The organism is Thiobacillus sp., from assembly GCF_030696885.1.
In the GTDB taxonomy this organism is placed as follows: domain Bacteria; phylum Pseudomonadota; class Gammaproteobacteria; order Burkholderiales; family Thiobacillaceae; genus Thiobacillus.
In genome coordinates this window covers 1-15,138 of sequence record NZ_JAUYRI010000005.1, presented here as the reverse complement: position 1 = coordinate 15,138, position 15,138 = coordinate 1, and the positions used below count along the sequence as shown (strand labels likewise).

Annotated in this window: 13 protein-coding genes and 1 pseudogene; 3 read left to right on the top strand and 11 right to left on the bottom strand. The window is 62.6% G+C overall.

Annotation, left to right across the window (positions count from 1 at the left end; all coding sequences use genetic code 11):
* The first annotated feature begins 8 nt into the window (after window positions 1-8).
* The 3 genes from fliP (at window position 9) to fliR (ending at window position 1,911) form a co-directional block, all read left to right on the top strand.
* Window positions 9-722 (top strand): flagellar type III secretion system pore protein FliP, encoded by a 714-nt coding sequence (gene fliP, locus Q8R61_RS01100; RefSeq protein WP_305533886.1) that lies wholly within the window; start codon window positions 9-11, stop codon window positions 720-722.
* An 8-nt stretch (window positions 723-730) separates the two neighbouring features.
* Entirely contained in the window at window positions 731-1,000 is a 270-nt protein-coding gene (gene fliQ, locus Q8R61_RS01095; RefSeq protein WP_305533464.1) for a flagellar biosynthesis protein FliQ, read from the top strand.
* Window positions 1,001-1,116: 116 nt separating this feature from the next.
* On the top strand, window positions 1,117-1,911 hold the full coding sequence (fliR, locus tag Q8R61_RS01090) for a flagellar biosynthetic protein FliR (RefSeq protein WP_305533463.1): 795 nt from the start codon (window positions 1,117-1,119) through the stop codon (window positions 1,909-1,911).
* Window positions 1,912-2,068: 157 nt separating this feature from the next.
* On the opposite strand, the gene cheZ is transcribed toward fliR, so the two are convergent.
* The 11 genes and pseudogenes from cheZ to Q8R61_RS01035 all read right to left on the bottom strand — a co-directional run.
* Complete coding sequence (gene cheZ, locus Q8R61_RS01085) at window positions 2,069-2,737, bottom strand: protein phosphatase CheZ (protein WP_305533462.1); 669 nt, start codon at window positions 2,735-2,737, stop codon at window positions 2,069-2,071.
* Between the two features lies 1 nt (window position 2,738).
* Window positions 2,739-3,137 (bottom strand): chemotaxis response regulator CheY, encoded by a 399-nt coding sequence (cheY, locus tag Q8R61_RS01080; protein ID WP_305533461.1) that lies wholly within the window; start codon window positions 3,135-3,137, stop codon window positions 2,739-2,741.
* 126 nt (window positions 3,138-3,263) lie between these two features.
* Window positions 3,264-4,376 (bottom strand): HD-GYP domain-containing protein, encoded by a 1,113-nt coding sequence (locus Q8R61_RS01075; protein ID WP_305533884.1) that lies wholly within the window; start codon window positions 4,374-4,376, stop codon window positions 3,264-3,266.
* 2 nt (window positions 4,377-4,378) lie between these two features.
* Complete coding sequence (locus tag Q8R61_RS01070) at window positions 4,379-8,023, bottom strand: PAS domain-containing protein (protein ID WP_305533460.1); 3,645 nt, start codon at window positions 8,021-8,023, stop codon at window positions 4,379-4,381.
* Window positions 8,024-8,114: 91 nt separating this feature from the next.
* The gene (locus tag Q8R61_RS01065; RefSeq protein WP_305533459.1) at window positions 8,115-9,182 is read right to left on the bottom strand and encodes a chemotaxis response regulator protein-glutamate methylesterase; all 1,068 of its coding nucleotides are present in this window, start codon (window positions 9,180-9,182) and stop codon (window positions 8,115-8,117) included.
* A 15-nt stretch (window positions 9,183-9,197) separates the two neighbouring features.
* Window positions 9,198-9,809 carry a chemoreceptor glutamine deamidase CheD gene (cheD, locus tag Q8R61_RS01060; protein WP_305533458.1) on the bottom strand — a complete coding sequence of 204 codons (612 nt, stop codon included), beginning with the start codon at window positions 9,807-9,809 and terminating at the stop codon, window positions 9,198-9,200.
* The gene (locus Q8R61_RS01055) at window positions 9,806-10,678 is read right to left on the bottom strand and encodes a CheR family methyltransferase (RefSeq protein ID WP_305533457.1); all 873 of its coding nucleotides are present in this window, start codon (window positions 10,676-10,678) and stop codon (window positions 9,806-9,808) included. The genes cheD and Q8R61_RS01055 overlap by 4 nt, the downstream gene beginning before the upstream one ends.
* A 146-nt stretch (window positions 10,679-10,824) precedes the next feature.
* Window positions 10,825-12,513 (bottom strand): PAS domain-containing methyl-accepting chemotaxis protein, encoded by a 1,689-nt coding sequence (locus Q8R61_RS01050; protein ID WP_305533456.1) that lies wholly within the window; start codon window positions 12,511-12,513, stop codon window positions 10,825-10,827.
* Between the two features lie 97 nt (window positions 12,514-12,610).
* Window positions 12,611-12,928, bottom strand: coding sequence for a hypothetical protein (locus Q8R61_RS01045; protein WP_305533455.1), 318 nt, complete (start codon window positions 12,926-12,928; stop codon window positions 12,611-12,613).
* Between the two features lie 142 nt (window positions 12,929-13,070).
* Entirely contained in the window at window positions 13,071-14,732 is a 1,662-nt protein-coding gene (locus Q8R61_RS01040) for a PAS domain-containing methyl-accepting chemotaxis protein (protein ID WP_305533454.1), read from the bottom strand.
* Between the two features lie 65 nt (window positions 14,733-14,797).
* Window positions 14,798-15,138: pseudogene (locus Q8R61_RS01035) on the bottom strand (hypothetical protein); the annotation flags it as partial.

The window sequence follows — 15,138 nt, the reverse complement described above, 5'->3', positions numbered from 1 at the left end:
TGTTGCTGATGCTGGCGTTGCTGCTGCCGTCGCTGGCGCTGGCGCAGGCCGGCCTGCCCGCATTCACCAGCACGCCAGCGAGCGGCGGCGGCCAGACCTATTCGCTGAGCCTGCAAACCCTGCTGCTGCTCACCTCGCTGTCCTTCCTGCCGGCCGCGCTGCTGATGATGACCAGCTTCACCCGCATCATCATCGTGCTGTCGCTGCTGCGGATGGCGCTGGGCACCCAGTCGTCGCCGCCCAACCAGGTGCTGATCGGACTGGCGCTGTTCCTGACGCTGTTCGTGATGGGCCCGACGTTCGACAAGATCTACGTCGAGGCCTACCAGCCGCTGGCGGAAAACAAGATCCAGATGCAGGAAGCGCTCGACAAAGGTGCCATTCCGCTGCGCGCCTTCATGATGAAGCAGACGCGCGAAAGCGACCTCGCCCTGTTCGCCCGCATGTCCGGCAATGGCGCGATGAAGTCGGCAGCCGACGTGCCGATGCGCGTGCTGATCCCCGCCTTCATCACCAGCGAGCTGAAGACCGCGTTCCAGATCGGCTTTGCCGTATTCATTCCGTTTCTGATCATCGACATGGTCGTTGCCAGCATCCTGATGTCGATGGGCATGATGATGGTCTCGCCCGCCATCGTGGCCCTGCCCTTCAAGCTCATCCTGTTCGTGCTGGTCGACGGCTGGAACCTGCTGCTGGGTTCGCTCGCGCAAAGTTTTTATTAGGACGTGTCATGACACCCGAAAGCGTAATGACCATCGGCCGCGCAGCGCTGGAAATGACCCTGCTGGTGTCGGCTCCGGTGCTGCTGGTCACCCTGATCGTCGGCCTGACCGTGAGCGTGTTCCAGGCCGCCACCCAGATCAACGATCCCAGCCTGTCGTTCATTCCCAAGGTGGTGGCCGTGCTGGTCACGTTTGCCATCGCCGGGCCGTGGATGCTGACCGTGATGATCGACTACATGCGGCGGGTACTGACCGGCCTGCCCGGCATCATCGGCTAGGCCGTTCGAATTGGAGCCGATACTTTGTCGACCGCGCATTACCGTGCTACAGCACTGTCTTCGGCTTGTCTTCGCGTCTCGACTCCAATTCGAACGGCCAATCTAGTTAAATATTCATGATCAGCCTCACCGACGCCCAGCTCAATGCCTGGCTGATCAGCTTCATCTGGCCGCTCACCCGCATTCTCGGCCTCGTCATGGTGGCGCCGGTGCTGGGCCACCGCTCGGTGCCCGCACGGGTCAAGATCGGACTCGGCGTGTTCATCACCCTGATCATCGCGCCCACCCTGCCCCCCATGCCCGACGTCAGCCTGGGCTCGTGGCATGGGCTGTTCATCCTGGTGCAGCAGTTTCTGATCGGCGTGGCGATGGGCTTTGTCATGCGCGTGATTTTCACTGCGGTCGAAGCCGCAGGCGAGATCATCGGCCTGCAGATGGGTCTGGGCTTCGCCTCCTTTTTCGACCCGCAAAGCGCCGGCCAGACGCTGGTGCTGGCCCGCTTCTTCAACCTGATGACGGCGCTGGTGTTCCTTGCAGTGAACGCCCACCTGCTGATGATCGGCGCGCTGGTAGACAGCTTCCAGGGGCTGCCCATCAGTACGCAACCCTTATCCGCAGCGGGTTTTCACAACGTGGCCGCGTTCGGCTCGACTATTTTCGCGGTCGGCCTGCAGCTGTCGCTGCCGGTGATCGCCATCATGCTGATCACCAACCTGTCACTCGGCATCCTCACCCGCTCGGCACCGCAGCTCAACATCTTTGCGATCGGTTTTCCGATCACGCTGGGTGTGGGACTGATCGTGCTGAACATGACCCTGCCCTACCTCGCACCGCATATCGAACAGGCCATTCAGAATGGTCTCAAGACCACTGGACTGGTGGTCCAGACCCTGCTGCCGGCAACCCGCTAATACCTGCGGATTTTTGCGGCGACGAATTCGTGATCCTCTGCGCCGAATGCGCTGCTGCCGCCCGTGCGATGCGGATGCCGCCCTGTACCGGGCGAAAAAAAGCGGCCCGCGCAAGCGGGCCGGACGGGAGATGCGCCCTGAGGCGCCCTGGGGTGGCTCAGAACCCCAGGCTGTCGAGCAAATCGTCGACCTGGCTCTGGTCGGCGACGACATCGTTCCGGTTGTCTGGATTGATTTGCGGTCCATTGAGCAAGCTATTGTTCGATTCACGGCGCAGCTCGGTCGGCGCATAATCGATCAGAAGCTGTACCAGCTGCTGTTCGAGACCGTGCGCAAGATCAGTCACCTTGCGAATCACCTGTCCGGTCAGATCCTGAAAATCCTGCGCCATCATGATGTCCAGCAATTGCTGCTTGGTGGCGCTGGTGTCGTTGCGCATGTCGGCCAGGCACTGCATGGTCAACGTGGCCATGTCGCGGTAGTTGGCTTCCGAAAACGGGGCTTTCAGCGCCGACTGCCAGCCGGTGAGAATTTCGTCCGCGCCGGCATCGATCCGTTCCTGCAGGGGAATCGCGGTGTCAGTGGCGTTGAGCACACGCTGTGCCGCCTGTTCGGTCATCCGCGCCACATAGTTGAGGCGCTCGCGAAAATCGGGAATATCGGTGGTGGCCTTTTCCAGCACCTTGTCGAGGCCGAGCTCGCGCAGGCTGTCATGCAGCGTGCGGGTAATGTGCCCCACCCGCGCCAGCATGGCCTCCTGGTCGCAGCTGTCTGCAGCGACGTTGGCGGGAACGGACGCACTGGGGCCGGCGAGATGCGATTCCACGTCAGGCCCCTGATTTTTCAATTTTTTCGAAAATCTTGCTGAGCTTCTCGTCGAGCGTGGCGGCCGTGAAAGGTTTGACCACATAGCCGTTGGCACCGGCTTGGGCCGCGGCAATGATGTTTTCCTTCTTCGCCTCGGCCGTGACCATCAGCACCGGCAGCTTGGACAGCGCCGCGTCGGCGCGGATGTTCTGCAGCATGGTGAGGCCATCCATGTTCGGCATGTTCCAGTCGGACACGACGAAATCGAAACTGCCGGCACGCAACTTGGCCAGTCCATCCACACCGTCCTCGGCCTCTTCAACGTTGGCATACCCCAGCTCCTTGAGCAGATTTCGCACGATGCGGCGCATCGTTGAAAAATCGTCAACAACCAGGAATTTCGTGTTCGGATCGGCCATGCAGGACTCCATTGGGGCGGTTCATTCGGTTAAGGAGGTAAACGGCAGTTGAACGCCAAACTTAAGCACCGGCACATGGTGGAATAGAGCCATATCTACACATCCGACGCCTTCTGCTACGCGGTCTCAACCCGATGTTTCGTCAGGATTCGACGGTATGTGAAGGGCATCAGGCGCTGCAGTTGAACCGGGCTCTGCAAAGCGCTCCCGGATCCGCATGATGCCTGGCAATTCCTGCAAAAAAATCTCGGCCAGTGCAGGGTCGAAATGTCTGCCGCTGTTTTCCCGGATGTAGCCCACGGCGGCATCCACTGTCCAGGCCTGTTTGTAGGGGCGTATGGAGGTCAGTGCATCGAATACATCGGCCAGCGCCGCGATGCGGCCAACCAACGGGATCGCCTCCTGTTTGAGCCCACTGGGATAGCCGCTGCCATCCCACTTTTCATGATGGGTGAACGCGATTTCGCGCGCCATGCTCATCAGGTCCGAATCGTCACCATCAAGCAGTTTCTTTCCCATGGCGGCATGGGTCTTCATGATCTCGAACTCCAGCGGATCAAGCCTGCCCGGCTTGAGCATGATGGCGTCCGGAATACCGATCTTGCCGATGTCGTGCATCGGGCTCGCGTTCAGGATCAGATCGCAGTCGGCCTCGCTCCAGCCGATGGCGCGAGCCAGCAGCGCGCAGGTGTGGCTCATGCGCAGGATGTGGTTGCCAGTTTCCTCGTCGCGGTATTCCGCCGCCATGCCGAGCCGCTGCACGATCTGCAGGCGGGTCCGCCGCAACGCCTCGGTGCGGGTCCGCACCATATCTTCCAGCACGGCCTTCTGATCGTGCAGAAGACTGTGCGCCATATGCGCCTCAAGCAGGTTGCGCACGCGCATCAGCAGTTCGTTGCGGTCGAAAGGTTTACCGATGAAATCGCGCGCACCGGCGGCCAGCGCGCGCAGCAAAGCTTCCTTGTCGTGCTGGGCGGTCAGGACGACGATGGGCGGCGGCAGAGGATCGTTCAACGCCTTCAGCTGCGCCATCACTTGGTATCCATCCAGATTCGGCATGTTGATATCGAGCAGGACCAGCGCGGGCTGCGTCGCCCGATAGAGGTCGATGACCATCCGTGCGTCATCCACCAGCACCAGGCGTTGATAGCCCTGGCTGCGCAGTATTTTGTCCAGCAGTTTGAGATTGGCCGGCTCGTCATCGACGATCAGGATGCACGCTGCGTTCAGGGATTCCATGTTCATGCTTCCTGTCCCTCGCGGCTCGGCAACAGGAAACGATCCAGCAGCCTAAAGAAGCCGGCAACGTCGATGGGCTTGGTCAGGTAGGCACTGAATCCCGCCTCGCGGCCGCGCTCGATATCGCGGGGCATGGCGTTGGCGGTCACGGCAATGACCGGAATCGCCTGCAGCTGCGGATCGGCCCTGAAAACCTCCAGTACCTGGTAGCCGTTCATGCCCGGCATGTTGATGTCGAGCAGGACCAGCTCGGGGTGACGCGACTGCGCCAGTTCGATGCCAAGCTCCGGCGTATGGGCGGTCAGCAATTTGATGTGCGGGCGGTGCCCCAGAATTTGCGCGATCAATTTTATGTTGGACGGATTGTCCTCGATGTAGAGCACCACATGCTGCGTCGCTTCGGCACGCCAGACCGGCACGCGCGCATGGCCTGACGGATCGGGGACCTCCACAACATCGGCCATGGATTCGAGCGGCAGTTCGATCCAGAAGGTGCTGCCCACCCCCACTTCACTCTCGACGCCCACCGCGCCACCCATCATTTCCACAATGCGTTGCGTGATGGTGAGGCCGATGCCGGTACCCTCGATCTCGCTGTGCCCGGCATCAAGCCGGTTAAAGGGCTGGAACAGCTCTGCCTGACGTGCGGCAGGAATGCCCGGACCGCTATCCGTGACCCGGATACGCAGCCGGTCGGCCCCCTCCAGTTGCACCTCGACCCGCACACTGCCGGCATCGGCATTGTATTTGATGGCATTGGACAGCAGGTTCAGCAGAGCCTGCTTGAGGCGCGTCCGATCGGCCCGTACGGCCACGCCCTTGAGCCCCTTGTGGCTCAGCCGGATAGCACGCCGGTCGGCCAGCGGGGCGACCAGATTCAGACAGTCCTCAACGACCGGGCACACCACCACCGGCTCCAGCGAGAGATCGATCTGGCCGGATTCGACCTTGGACAGATCCAGCACTTCATTGATCAATTCGAGCAGGTGATGGCCCGCCTTCAGAATCTCCCGCACATTGTCCTGATGCGCATCGGGCAGCGTGGCGTCATATTCCATCAGCTGGCTGAATCCGAGGATGGCATTCATCGGTGTGCGCAACTCGTGGCTCATGCTGGAAAGAAATTCGGACTTGGTCAGGTTGGCTCGATCCGCGTCGTCGCGGGCAACGATCAGTGCGTGCTCGACTTCCACCTGCTCGGTGATGTCCTGCACGGTTCCGCTCAGGCAGACCAGTTTTCCTGTCGCATCGACCTGGGCCTGGGCCAGCTCATGGACATGACGCACGGTGCCGTCGGGGCGCACAATGCGATGCACCACATCATGGCGGCCGTCGCGCTCGGCCTCGGCTTCGCTTGTCTCGACCAGCGTCCGGTCATCCGGATGAACCGCTGCGCGAAAAGCCTCGACGTTGGGGGCAAAGCTGCCCGGCTCATGGCCGAAAATGCGGTAGATCTCGTCCGACCAGGTGAGCTCGCCGGTAGTCAAATCGGCAGTCCAGTTGCCGATGCGCGCCAGTGCCTGCGCCTCACGCAGCTGGCGCTCGCGTTCGGCCAGCGCCAGTTCTGCGCGTTTGCGGTCATCGATATCCTGCACCACGCCCAGCATCTGCAAGGGCTTTCCGGTGGCATCGCGCACCACCGCACCCCGCTCCAGCAACCAGCGCACGCTGCCATCGGGCCACACCACGCGATGCTCGATCTCGTAGGGTACGTCACGCTCGATGCAGGCATCGACGGCGTCGATCACCGCCTGGCGGTCGTCGGGGTGGATCACAGCGAGGAAATTATCGTAGGACGTATCCAGGTCCCCCGCGGGGTGGCCGAACAGCGGCGCGATGCGTTCGGTCCAGAACAACTCGCCGGTCTGGATGGCCCATTCCCAGGTGCCAATATTGGCGAAGAGCTGGCCGCGACGGAGCCTTTCCTTGTGGGATTCTGCCGCCTGCTCGGCGCGCTTGCGTGCCAGGGCGCTGCTGATGATATCCGCCATGAGCTTGAATGGCCTGATCTCATCGAGCGACCAGTTGCGCCGACTGCGCACGGCATCAAATCCGATGAAGCCAAATGGCCGGCCCTTCTTTTGCAGGGGAAAGGCGAACAGCGACTGGATCTGCTGGTCCTGCAGCAGCGCTTTTTCCGCCGCGGCCTCGGGCGGCAAGTCGTCCACATCTGACACGATGACCATGCCGCCGGCAGCGACCTGCGCCCACCACCAGGGCGTCGCCTCCAGCGGCATCTCGCGCACCTTGTCGCACTGGTGGACGATGCCCGCGGCACACCACTCGTGGGTGTTGCTCATGCGCGTGCCGCATTCCGAGAACAGGAACAGATAGGCGCGGTCGGCACTCAGGTGCTCGCCGCTGCGTTGCAGGGTGCGATCGATGGCGGCATCCATCTCCGCCGCGGACGCGGCCAGCAGATCGGCCCCCGCCTCTGCGATCAAACGCTGCATGTCGCCCTGCCGGCGCAACGTCTCCTCGGCTGCCTTCACATGGGTGATATCCGTACGCATCGACACGTACTGGTAGGGTTTTCCTTCGCCATCGACAAACGGGGCGATGGTGGATTCCACCCAATAGCGGCTGCCATCCTTGCGCCGGTTGCACAGCTCGCCCTGCCACACGATGCCGCGGGAAATGGTGTGCCACAAGCTTTGATAGAACGCCGGGGAATGCTCCCCCGATTTGACGATGCGATGGTTCTGGCCCAGCAGATCGCCACGCTGATAACCGCTGATTTCGCAGAACTTGTCGTTGGCGTAGGTGATGTTGCCCGCCGCGTCGGCAATGCTGACGATGGCATGGTGGTCCAGCGCCAGATGTTCGCACTCGCGTTCATACAGGGCGGTCTGCAGCCGCCGCCGAATCGCCGTGCTCTGCCGTGCCCGTCCCGCGCGCGCGGCGATGGCCGCCACCAGATGCTCGGGCAGCACGGGTTTGACCAATAGATCATCGCCGCCCATATGCAGGGCCTGCAATTGCCGGGATATGCTGGTTTCGGCAGTGAGAAACAGGATGGGCAGATGCAGGTATTCGTCGCATTCGCGCAGCACCGCAGCCAGCTCGGGACCCCTGGCCTCGGCCATATCCGCCTCGATCAGGGCCACATCGGGGGCGCAGTCGTTCAGGGCGTCCAGGATCCGCAGTGGCTGCGAAAGCGTGTGTACCGTCATGCCGGCCGCGCGCAGCATTGCCGCATGGGTATCGAGCGCTTGCGGGTCGTCGTCGACCACCATCACGCGGTAAGGCTGCGGCGGTTGACGACCGGTAAGCGCATCCAGCAACTCAATCAGCCGCACAGGCTCCACCGGCTTCACAAGGTAACGGGCGGCTCCGGCTCGAAAGGCAGCCAGCCGTGCAGGCAGGTCGTTACGTGCCGAAATGAGGATCACAGGAGGACAACGCGCCAGATCCACCTCGATTTCCGCCAGCAGCCCGGTGGCTGTATCGCCTTCGCCGAAGCTCACTTCCATCACCACGGCAGCAGGGCGTTCCGCAGCCGCAGTCTTGCACGCCGCACAGAATGCTGCCGGCTCGGTGAACACGCGCACGCGGTAGCCGCCCTTCTGCAGGGCCTGGCTCAAGCAGTCAGCCTGCACCAGATCCCCGTCGAGCAGGTGTATCAGTCTGAAATCGGGATGTGTCATGCGGTTTTGTTGTTATATCCGTCAGGAAAATAACGGTAAAACCACAATTTACTTAAGGTCTTTAGAAAAATCCAATATTTTTAACCGGTTTTCATACCCGCATGGCGCGGTTGCCGTGTGCGGCGAAGTAGGCCATCACCCGTGCCGACAATTCATGGATCGGCCCAACCTCGTCGACGGCGCCGACGGCGATGGCTTCCTTCGGCATGCCGAACACCACGCACGTCGCTTCATCCTGCGCCAGGTTGTAGGCACCGGCGTGTTTCATCGCCAGCATGCCGGCCGCGCCGTCCTTGCCCATGCCGGTGAGGATGACGCCGACCGCGTTCTTGCCTGCCGCCTGCGCGGCCGAGTTGAACAGCACGTCGACCGAGGGCCGGTGGCGGTTGACCGGCGGCCCCTGGTCGAGCTTCGTCATATAGTTGGCGCCGCTGCGGACCAGCAGCAGATGGGAATGGCCCGGCGCCAGGTAGGCGTGTCCGGGCAGCACGCGCTCGTCGCCCTCGGCTTCGCGCACGGAAATCCGGCACAGCTTGTCGAGCCGATTGGCAAACGAACGGGTGAAGCCCTCGGGCATGTGCTGGGTGATCAGGATGCCGGGGCAGTCCGACGGCAGATGAATCAGGAATTCCTTGATCGCCTCGGTGCCGCCGGTGGAGGCACCGACGATGATCAATTTTTCGCTGCTGGTCATCGGGTTGCGCAGCGACGCCAGCGGCTGACCGGCGGCGGCGGTGCCGGGCGCCGCGCGCGGCTTGACCTGCGCTCGCGCCGTGATGCGGATTTTCTCGGCGATCAGGTCCGTGTATTCGAGCATGCCGCTCTGGATCGACACCTTGGGCTTGGTCACGAAGTCGACCGCACCCAGTTCCAGTGCGCGCATGGTGATGTCAGAGCCGCGCTCGGTCAGCGTCGACACCATCAGCACCGGCATCGGACGCAGCCGCATCAGTTTTTCGAGGAATTCGAGCCCGTCCATCTTGGGCATTTCCACATCCAGCGTCAGCACGTCCGGATTGGTCTGCTTGATGAGATCGCGTGCCACCAGCGGGTCGGGCGCCACGCCGACCACTTCCATGTCGGGCTGGCTGTTGATGATTTCCTTCATCACGCTGCGGATCAGCGCCGAATCGTCCACGATCAGAACCTTGATAGTCATGCTGCGTTCTTTCCGCTATGAAAACAGGTCGACGTCGCCGTCGACCGTGTTGATGTTGAGCCGGCTGGCGTAATCCTGCTCGCGCCTGACCAGCGTGTAGTTGTTGAGCTGCTTGAGCTTCTTGACCAGCACCCGCCCGGTGGCCGGAAAGAAGTACACCTTGCGAGGGTGCACGTCGTTCAGGTCCTCGGCCACGATTCGGATGTTTTCGGTGTGCAGGTAATCGCGCACGAACTGGGCGTTGCGCTCGCCCACGTTCATGGTGGTGAAGCCGCGCAGCACATTGCCGCCACCGAACACCTTGGCCTCGAGGTTTTCGCGGCGTGCGCCCGCCTTCAGCAACTGGTTGATCAGCACTTCCATCGCGTAGGCGCCATAGCGCATCGAGGCGGACGCGGGGTTGTTGGTGTCGCCGCCGCCGTCCGGTAGCATGAAATGGTTCATGCCGCCGATGCCGGACACGCGATCGCGCACGCAGGCGGCCACGCACGATCCCAGCACCGTCACGATCAGCATCGGCTTGCCGGTGAAGTAGTACTCGCCAGGCAGGATCTTGGCGGTGTCGCACTCGAAGTTGCGGTCGTAGTACAGGTTGGTTGCAAGCTGCTCTTCGATGGCGGGATTCATGCAGACACCCTCGATCCACCCTGCCCCGGGCTCAGCACATAGACCGTCTTGCCGCGCAGCTTGAAGGCGTCGGAGGCGTACATGAAATTTTCCGAATGGCCGGCAAACAGCAGGCCCTCTGGCTTCATCAGCGGCACGAAGCGGGTCAGGATCCGGCTCTGCGTGGGCTTGTCGAAATAAATCATCACGTTGCGGCAGAAAATGGCGTCGAATGGTCCGTTCAGCGCCCAGCTGGGCGCCAGCAGATTCAGCGGCTGGAACGTGACCAGCTGCCGCAGTTCGGGCCGCACCCGCACCATGCCGGACTGTGCGCCCTTGCCGCGCTGGAAGAACTGCTTCAGCCGCTCGCGTTCCATTTTCTCGACGCGCTCCATCGGATAGACGCCGTTGGCCGCCGTCTGCAGCACATTGGTATCGATGTCGGTGGCGACAATGGTGACCGGCGGCGTCAGCGTGCCGAACACCTCGCACACCGTCATCGCAATCGAATACGGTTCTTCGCCGGTCGAGCTGGCCGAACACCAGATCGACAACGGCGTCGCACGCCCGCGGATATGCTCGGCCAGTACCGGAAAATGGTGCGCCTCGCGGAAAAAAGCCGTCAGGTTGGTGGTCAGCGCATTGGTGAAGGCCACCCACTCCTCGCTGTCGTCCGTGCCGTTTTCCAGGCTGTCGAGGTATTCCGCAAAGGAATTCATGCCGCGCGCCCGCAGGCGGCGTGCCAGCCTGCTGTAGACCATTTCGTGTTTGCCGTCAGACAGCGAGATGCCGGCCTGCCGGTAGATCAGGGCGCGCACGCGCGCAAAGTCACGCGGCGTGAACTCGAAAATCTTGCCGGGATCCGGCTGCTTGTTTGGGGCGGGTTTCATGCCGACATTCTAAGTGTGCTCAATACAGGGCATTCGATTCCTGCGCACAGTTCATGCGCGCCCGCGATACCTGTGTTATCGGCCGCATTGCCGCATTCTTGACTGGTCCATCCAGTGGGGCGGGCCGGACATCCCGGCCCGGCAGATCAGCTTGCCGTCAGCCGCTTTTGCCCCGCCGAACGGGTGGGCGAAGCGTGTCTGCCCTCCTCCCGATGGTGCACCACCGCCGTGCGACGGTGCGACGCCGTCTGACCCCCCTGCACCAGCGTAAAGGCTGCCACCAGCTCCGTCAGCTTCTCCGCCTGCGTCTGCATGCTTTCCGACGACGCCGCAGCCTCTTCCACCAGCGCAGCGTTCTGCTGGGTCATGTCGTCCATCTGGGTGATGGCCTGGTTGACCTGCTCGATACCGGCGCTCTGTTCCTGGCTCGCCGCCGCAATCTCGCTCATGATGTCGGTGACGCGCTTCACCGAACTGACGATCTCGTGCATGGCTTCGCCGGCCACATCGACCAGCTTGCCACCGGCCTCGACCTTGCCGACCGAATCCTCGATCAGTCCCTTGATCTCCTTCGCGGCACCGGCCGAACGCTGCGCCAGGTTGCGCACTTCGGACGCGACGACCGCAAAGCCGCGGCCCTGTTCGCCCGCACGCGCGGCTTCCACCGCAGCGTTCAGCGCCAGGATATTGGTCTGGAACGCAATGCCGTCGATGACGCCGATGATGTCGGCAATCTTGCGCGAGCTGTCCTTGATCGACGCCATGGTGTCGACTACCTGACCCACCACATCGCCCCCACGTGCTGCAATGTCTGCGGTGGCGACGACCAACTGGTTGGCCTGGCGCGCATTCTCGGCGTTCTGCTTGACAGTACTGGTCAGCTCTTCCATCGAGCTGGCGGTTTCTTCCAGGCTCGACGCCTGCGATTCGGTGCGGCTCGACAGGTCCATGTTGCCGGCGGCGATTTCGCTGGCGGCCGTGCCCACCAGGCCGGTGCTCTGCTTGATCTGCCCGACCAGCAGCTTGATGTTGATCTGCAGAATCCGCAGCGACTGCATCAGACGCGACACTTCGGCGACGCCGCCGGCCACGATCCGCCCGGTCAGGTCACCCGAGCTCATGCGTTCGATGTCACCACGGGCACGCTCCAGCGGTGCCACGACAATGCGGTGACACATCACCGCGAACCCCACCGCCAATGGCATGCCCAGCCCGGCAAGTGCCATCAACCAGCCGGTCAGCGCCTGGTTGGCCTCGGTGGTCGCCAGCCAGGCCAGCACGCCCATCAGCCCGAACAGGATCATCATCGACACCGCCGCCACCGTCAGAATCGACTTCAGGGACAGGTCTTTCATGAGACTGAGGCAGCACCGCTCCAGAAAATTCGGCCGAATCGCGCGGCCTTCCTCGATCTTCAACGCCCTGTCGCCGGCCTTGATGGCACGGTAGGCCGCTTCCGCGGCCTGCACCAGATCGCGCGCAGGTTTGGTGCGCACCGAGGTGTAGCCGACGATCTGGCCATTTTCGATAATGGGCGCGGCGTTGGCCTCGACCCAGTAGTGGTCGCCGTTCTTGCAGCGGTTCTTCACCAGACCGGTCCAGGCCTTGCCGGCCTTCAGCGTACGCCAGAAGTCGGCGAATGCTTCTGCCGGCATGTCGGGATGGCGCACGATGTTCTGCGGCGATCCCAGCAGTTCGTCCTCGGGAAAGCCGCTGATGTTGACGAAGTCCTGGTTGACATAGGTGATCTTGCCTTGCAGGTCAGTCTTCGACACCACGGTTTCGTGGTCCTTGAGGACGTACTCGACATGCGTGACCGGCATATTGTTTCTCATGCGCTTGTTCCCTCCTTGGTTTTATATGAAGACCTGTTCACAGGCCTGTGCTGCTACCGTGCGTTTGCGGAGAAACCGTTCCTCCCCACCACACGCCTTACTCTCCGAGCACAGCCGTCCTGCCGAATGCGTCAAGGACGATTCGAATAAGCTGTACCTCATGAAAAAAATGACGCGAATTCAGCGCGGTTGGCAGCGCCCCTCCGCGTTTCGTCCGGACACAACGCAGCGCCGCCTGTGCCGCACGCACAGCGTTCAGGCACATCGAGCCAGATTTGAAATCGGGGATGTCGTAGGCGTGCCGCGCGCGCGGCGGGTGGGCTGCCGGCCATGCGACCTGCCTGAGGGGCTGGCCGGCGTGAGCTGTCCTTGTGGACAGCATCATCAAGGGGGTGATCCGCGGCAGGGTATGCATGGCTTATTCCTCTCCAGGACAGGCGTGCGCGCCTGCATCCGGTAAGCCTGCAATAACCCTCTTTTGGCTATGGGCAGGCCGACACCTGTATTACGGCTGCCAGCCCAGTAACCTTAATTATTTAATGGTTGATTGATACTGTTTAATGCATCGCGTTGCGAGCGCGGCTGGCCGACGCCAGCGCAAGCGCCGACTTGCCTCCGGACAGGGCCTTTGAGGCCCCGATCGGACGGGGCTTCGCCGTCGTTTTTCCCACACGCACCAAGCGGAAGGCCTTCATCAACTCTTCCAACTTCTCGGCCTGCAGCTGCAGACTCTCGGACGCCGCGGCGGCCTGTTCCACCAGCGCCGCATTCTGCTGGGTGATGTCGTCCATCTGGGCGATGGCCTGGTTGACCTGCTCGATGCCGGCGCTCTGCTCGAGGCTGGCGGTGGCGATCTCGTTCATGATGCTGCTGACCAGCTGGATCGAGGTCACGACGTCGTCCATCGATTCGCCCGCGCCACCCACCAGCTTGCCGCCGGTGTCGACCTTGCCGACCGAATCCTCGATCAGCGACTTGATCTCCTTCGCGGCACCGGCCGAACGCTGCGCCAGATTGCGCACTTCGGACGCGACGACCGCAAAGCCGCGGCCCTGTTCGCCCGCACGCGCGGCTTCCACCGCAGCGTTCAGCGCCAGGATGTTCGTCTGGAACGCAATGCCGTCGATGACGCCGATGATGTCGGCAATCTTCCTCGAGCTGTCCTTGATCGACGCCATGGTGTCGACCACCTGACCCACCACCTCGCCGCCGTCGGCCGCGATGTCGGCGGTGGACATCACCAGCTTGCTCGCCTGGTGGGCGCTGTCGGCATTCTGCTTGACAGTGCTGGTCAGCTCTTCCATCGAGCTGGCGGTTTGCTCCAGGCTCGATGCCTGCGATTCGGTGCGGCTCGACAGATCGAGGTTGCCGGCAGCAATCTCGATCGCACCCGACGTCACGTGTTCGGATACCTCGCGAATATGCCCGAGTAGCCACTTCAGGTTGACCTGTAGGACGCGCAACGATTCCAGCGGCGCCACGACATCCGCCAGGCCAGCGGTTTCAATCGTGGCGGTCAGGTCGCCCGTGCCCATGCGCTCGATTTCCTGCCGGGTGCGCGCCAGTGGCAGCATCACCAGCCGATGCACCGCGTAGCCGAACACGCCGGCCATGACGACGCCAAACACGCCGATCCCCATCAGCCAGCCGCCGGCAGTCGATGTCGAGGCCAGTGCGCCGACCCCCGCGAACAGGATCGCCATTGCCACCACCGCCGCCGTCAGCAGCGACTTCAGCGAGGCGAGGTCGGAGAGCCGCGGCAGCAAGGAGCGGCGTACCGCCTTGCCCTCGCGGATCATCAGCGATCGATCGCCGGACTTGATGGCACGGTAGGCGGCATCGGCCGCCTGCACCTGTTCGCGGCTGGGTTTGTCGCGCACCGAGATGTAGCCGACGATCTGCCCGTTTTCGATAACGGGCGACGCGCTGGCCTCGACCCAGTAGTGGTCGCCGTTCTTGCATCGGTTCTTCACCAGTCCGGTCCAGGTCTTGCCGGCCTTCAGCGTACGCCAGAAGTCGGCGAATGCTTCTGCCGGCATGTCGGGATGGCGCACGATGTTCTGCGGCGCCCCCAGCAACTCGGCTTCGGAAAAACCGCTGATGTTGACGAAGTCCTGGTTGACGAACGTGATATTGCCGTGAATGTCCGTCTTCGAGGTCAGTGCCTCACCGTCCTTGAGGACGTATTCAACCTGGGTCACGGGCATGTTGGTGCGCATGTGTGTGTCCTTAGTTTTACGATTTCAACAGCCCCATACAGGGCACAGGGCACGGCCAACGCCGCTCAGAATTCCTCCCAGTCCTCGTTGCCGGCGCTCTTGCTCTTGACGGGGCGCGCGATCGCTCGGGCCGGCGACGTGCCGGTGCGGGCTTTCGGCAAGGCGGCAGGCTCGCGCCGCGGGGTCGACACTTCGGGACGCGTTTGGTAGGCACCCGCCCCCAGCTTGAATACGCTCACCGCCTCGGCCAGCCTGGCCGCCTGGTTCTGCAGGCTCTCGGCCGCGGCCGCAGCCTCTTCCACCAACGCAGCGTTCTGCTGGGTGGCGTCGTCCATCTGCACCACCGCCTGGTTGACCTGCTCGATACCGGAACTCTGTTCCTGGCTCGCCGCCGCGATCTCGCTCA

Coding starts and splice junctions, on each gene's coding strand:
- fliP (WP_305533886.1), top strand. CDS start 9: ATGCTGGCGTTGCTGCTGCCGTCGCTGGCGCTGGCGCAGGCCGGCCTG.
- fliQ (WP_305533464.1), top strand. CDS start 731: ATGACACCCGAAAGCGTAATGACCATCGGCCGCGCAGCGCTGGAAATG.
- fliR (WP_305533463.1), top strand. CDS start 1,117: ATGATCAGCCTCACCGACGCCCAGCTCAATGCCTGGCTGATCAGCTTC.
- cheY (WP_305533461.1), bottom strand. CDS start 3,137: ATGGCCGATCCGAACACGAAATTCCTGGTTGTTGACGATTTTTCAACG.
- Q8R61_RS01075 (WP_305533884.1), bottom strand. CDS start 4,376: ATGGAATCCCTGAACGCAGCGTGCATCCTGATCGTCGATGACGAGCCG.
- Q8R61_RS01070 (WP_305533460.1), bottom strand. CDS start 8,023: ATGACACATCCCGATTTCAGACTGATACACCTGCTCGACGGGGATCTG.
- Q8R61_RS01065 (WP_305533459.1), bottom strand. CDS start 9,182: ATGACTATCAAGGTTCTGATCGTGGACGATTCGGCGCTGATCCGCAGC.
- cheD (WP_305533458.1), bottom strand. CDS start 9,809: ATGAATCCCGCCATCGAAGAGCAGCTTGCAACCAACCTGTACTACGAC.
- Q8R61_RS01055 (WP_305533457.1), bottom strand. CDS start 10,678: ATGAAACCCGCCCCAAACAAGCAGCCGGATCCCGGCAAGATTTTCGAG.
- Q8R61_RS01050 (WP_305533456.1), bottom strand. CDS start 12,513: ATGAGAAACAATATGCCGGTCACGCATGTCGAGTACGTCCTCAAGGAC.
- Q8R61_RS01045 (WP_305533455.1), bottom strand. CDS start 12,928: ATGCATACCCTGCCGCGGATCACCCCCTTGATGATGCTGTCCACAAGG.
- Q8R61_RS01040 (WP_305533454.1), bottom strand. CDS start 14,732: ATGCGCACCAACATGCCCGTGACCCAGGTTGAATACGTCCTCAAGGAC.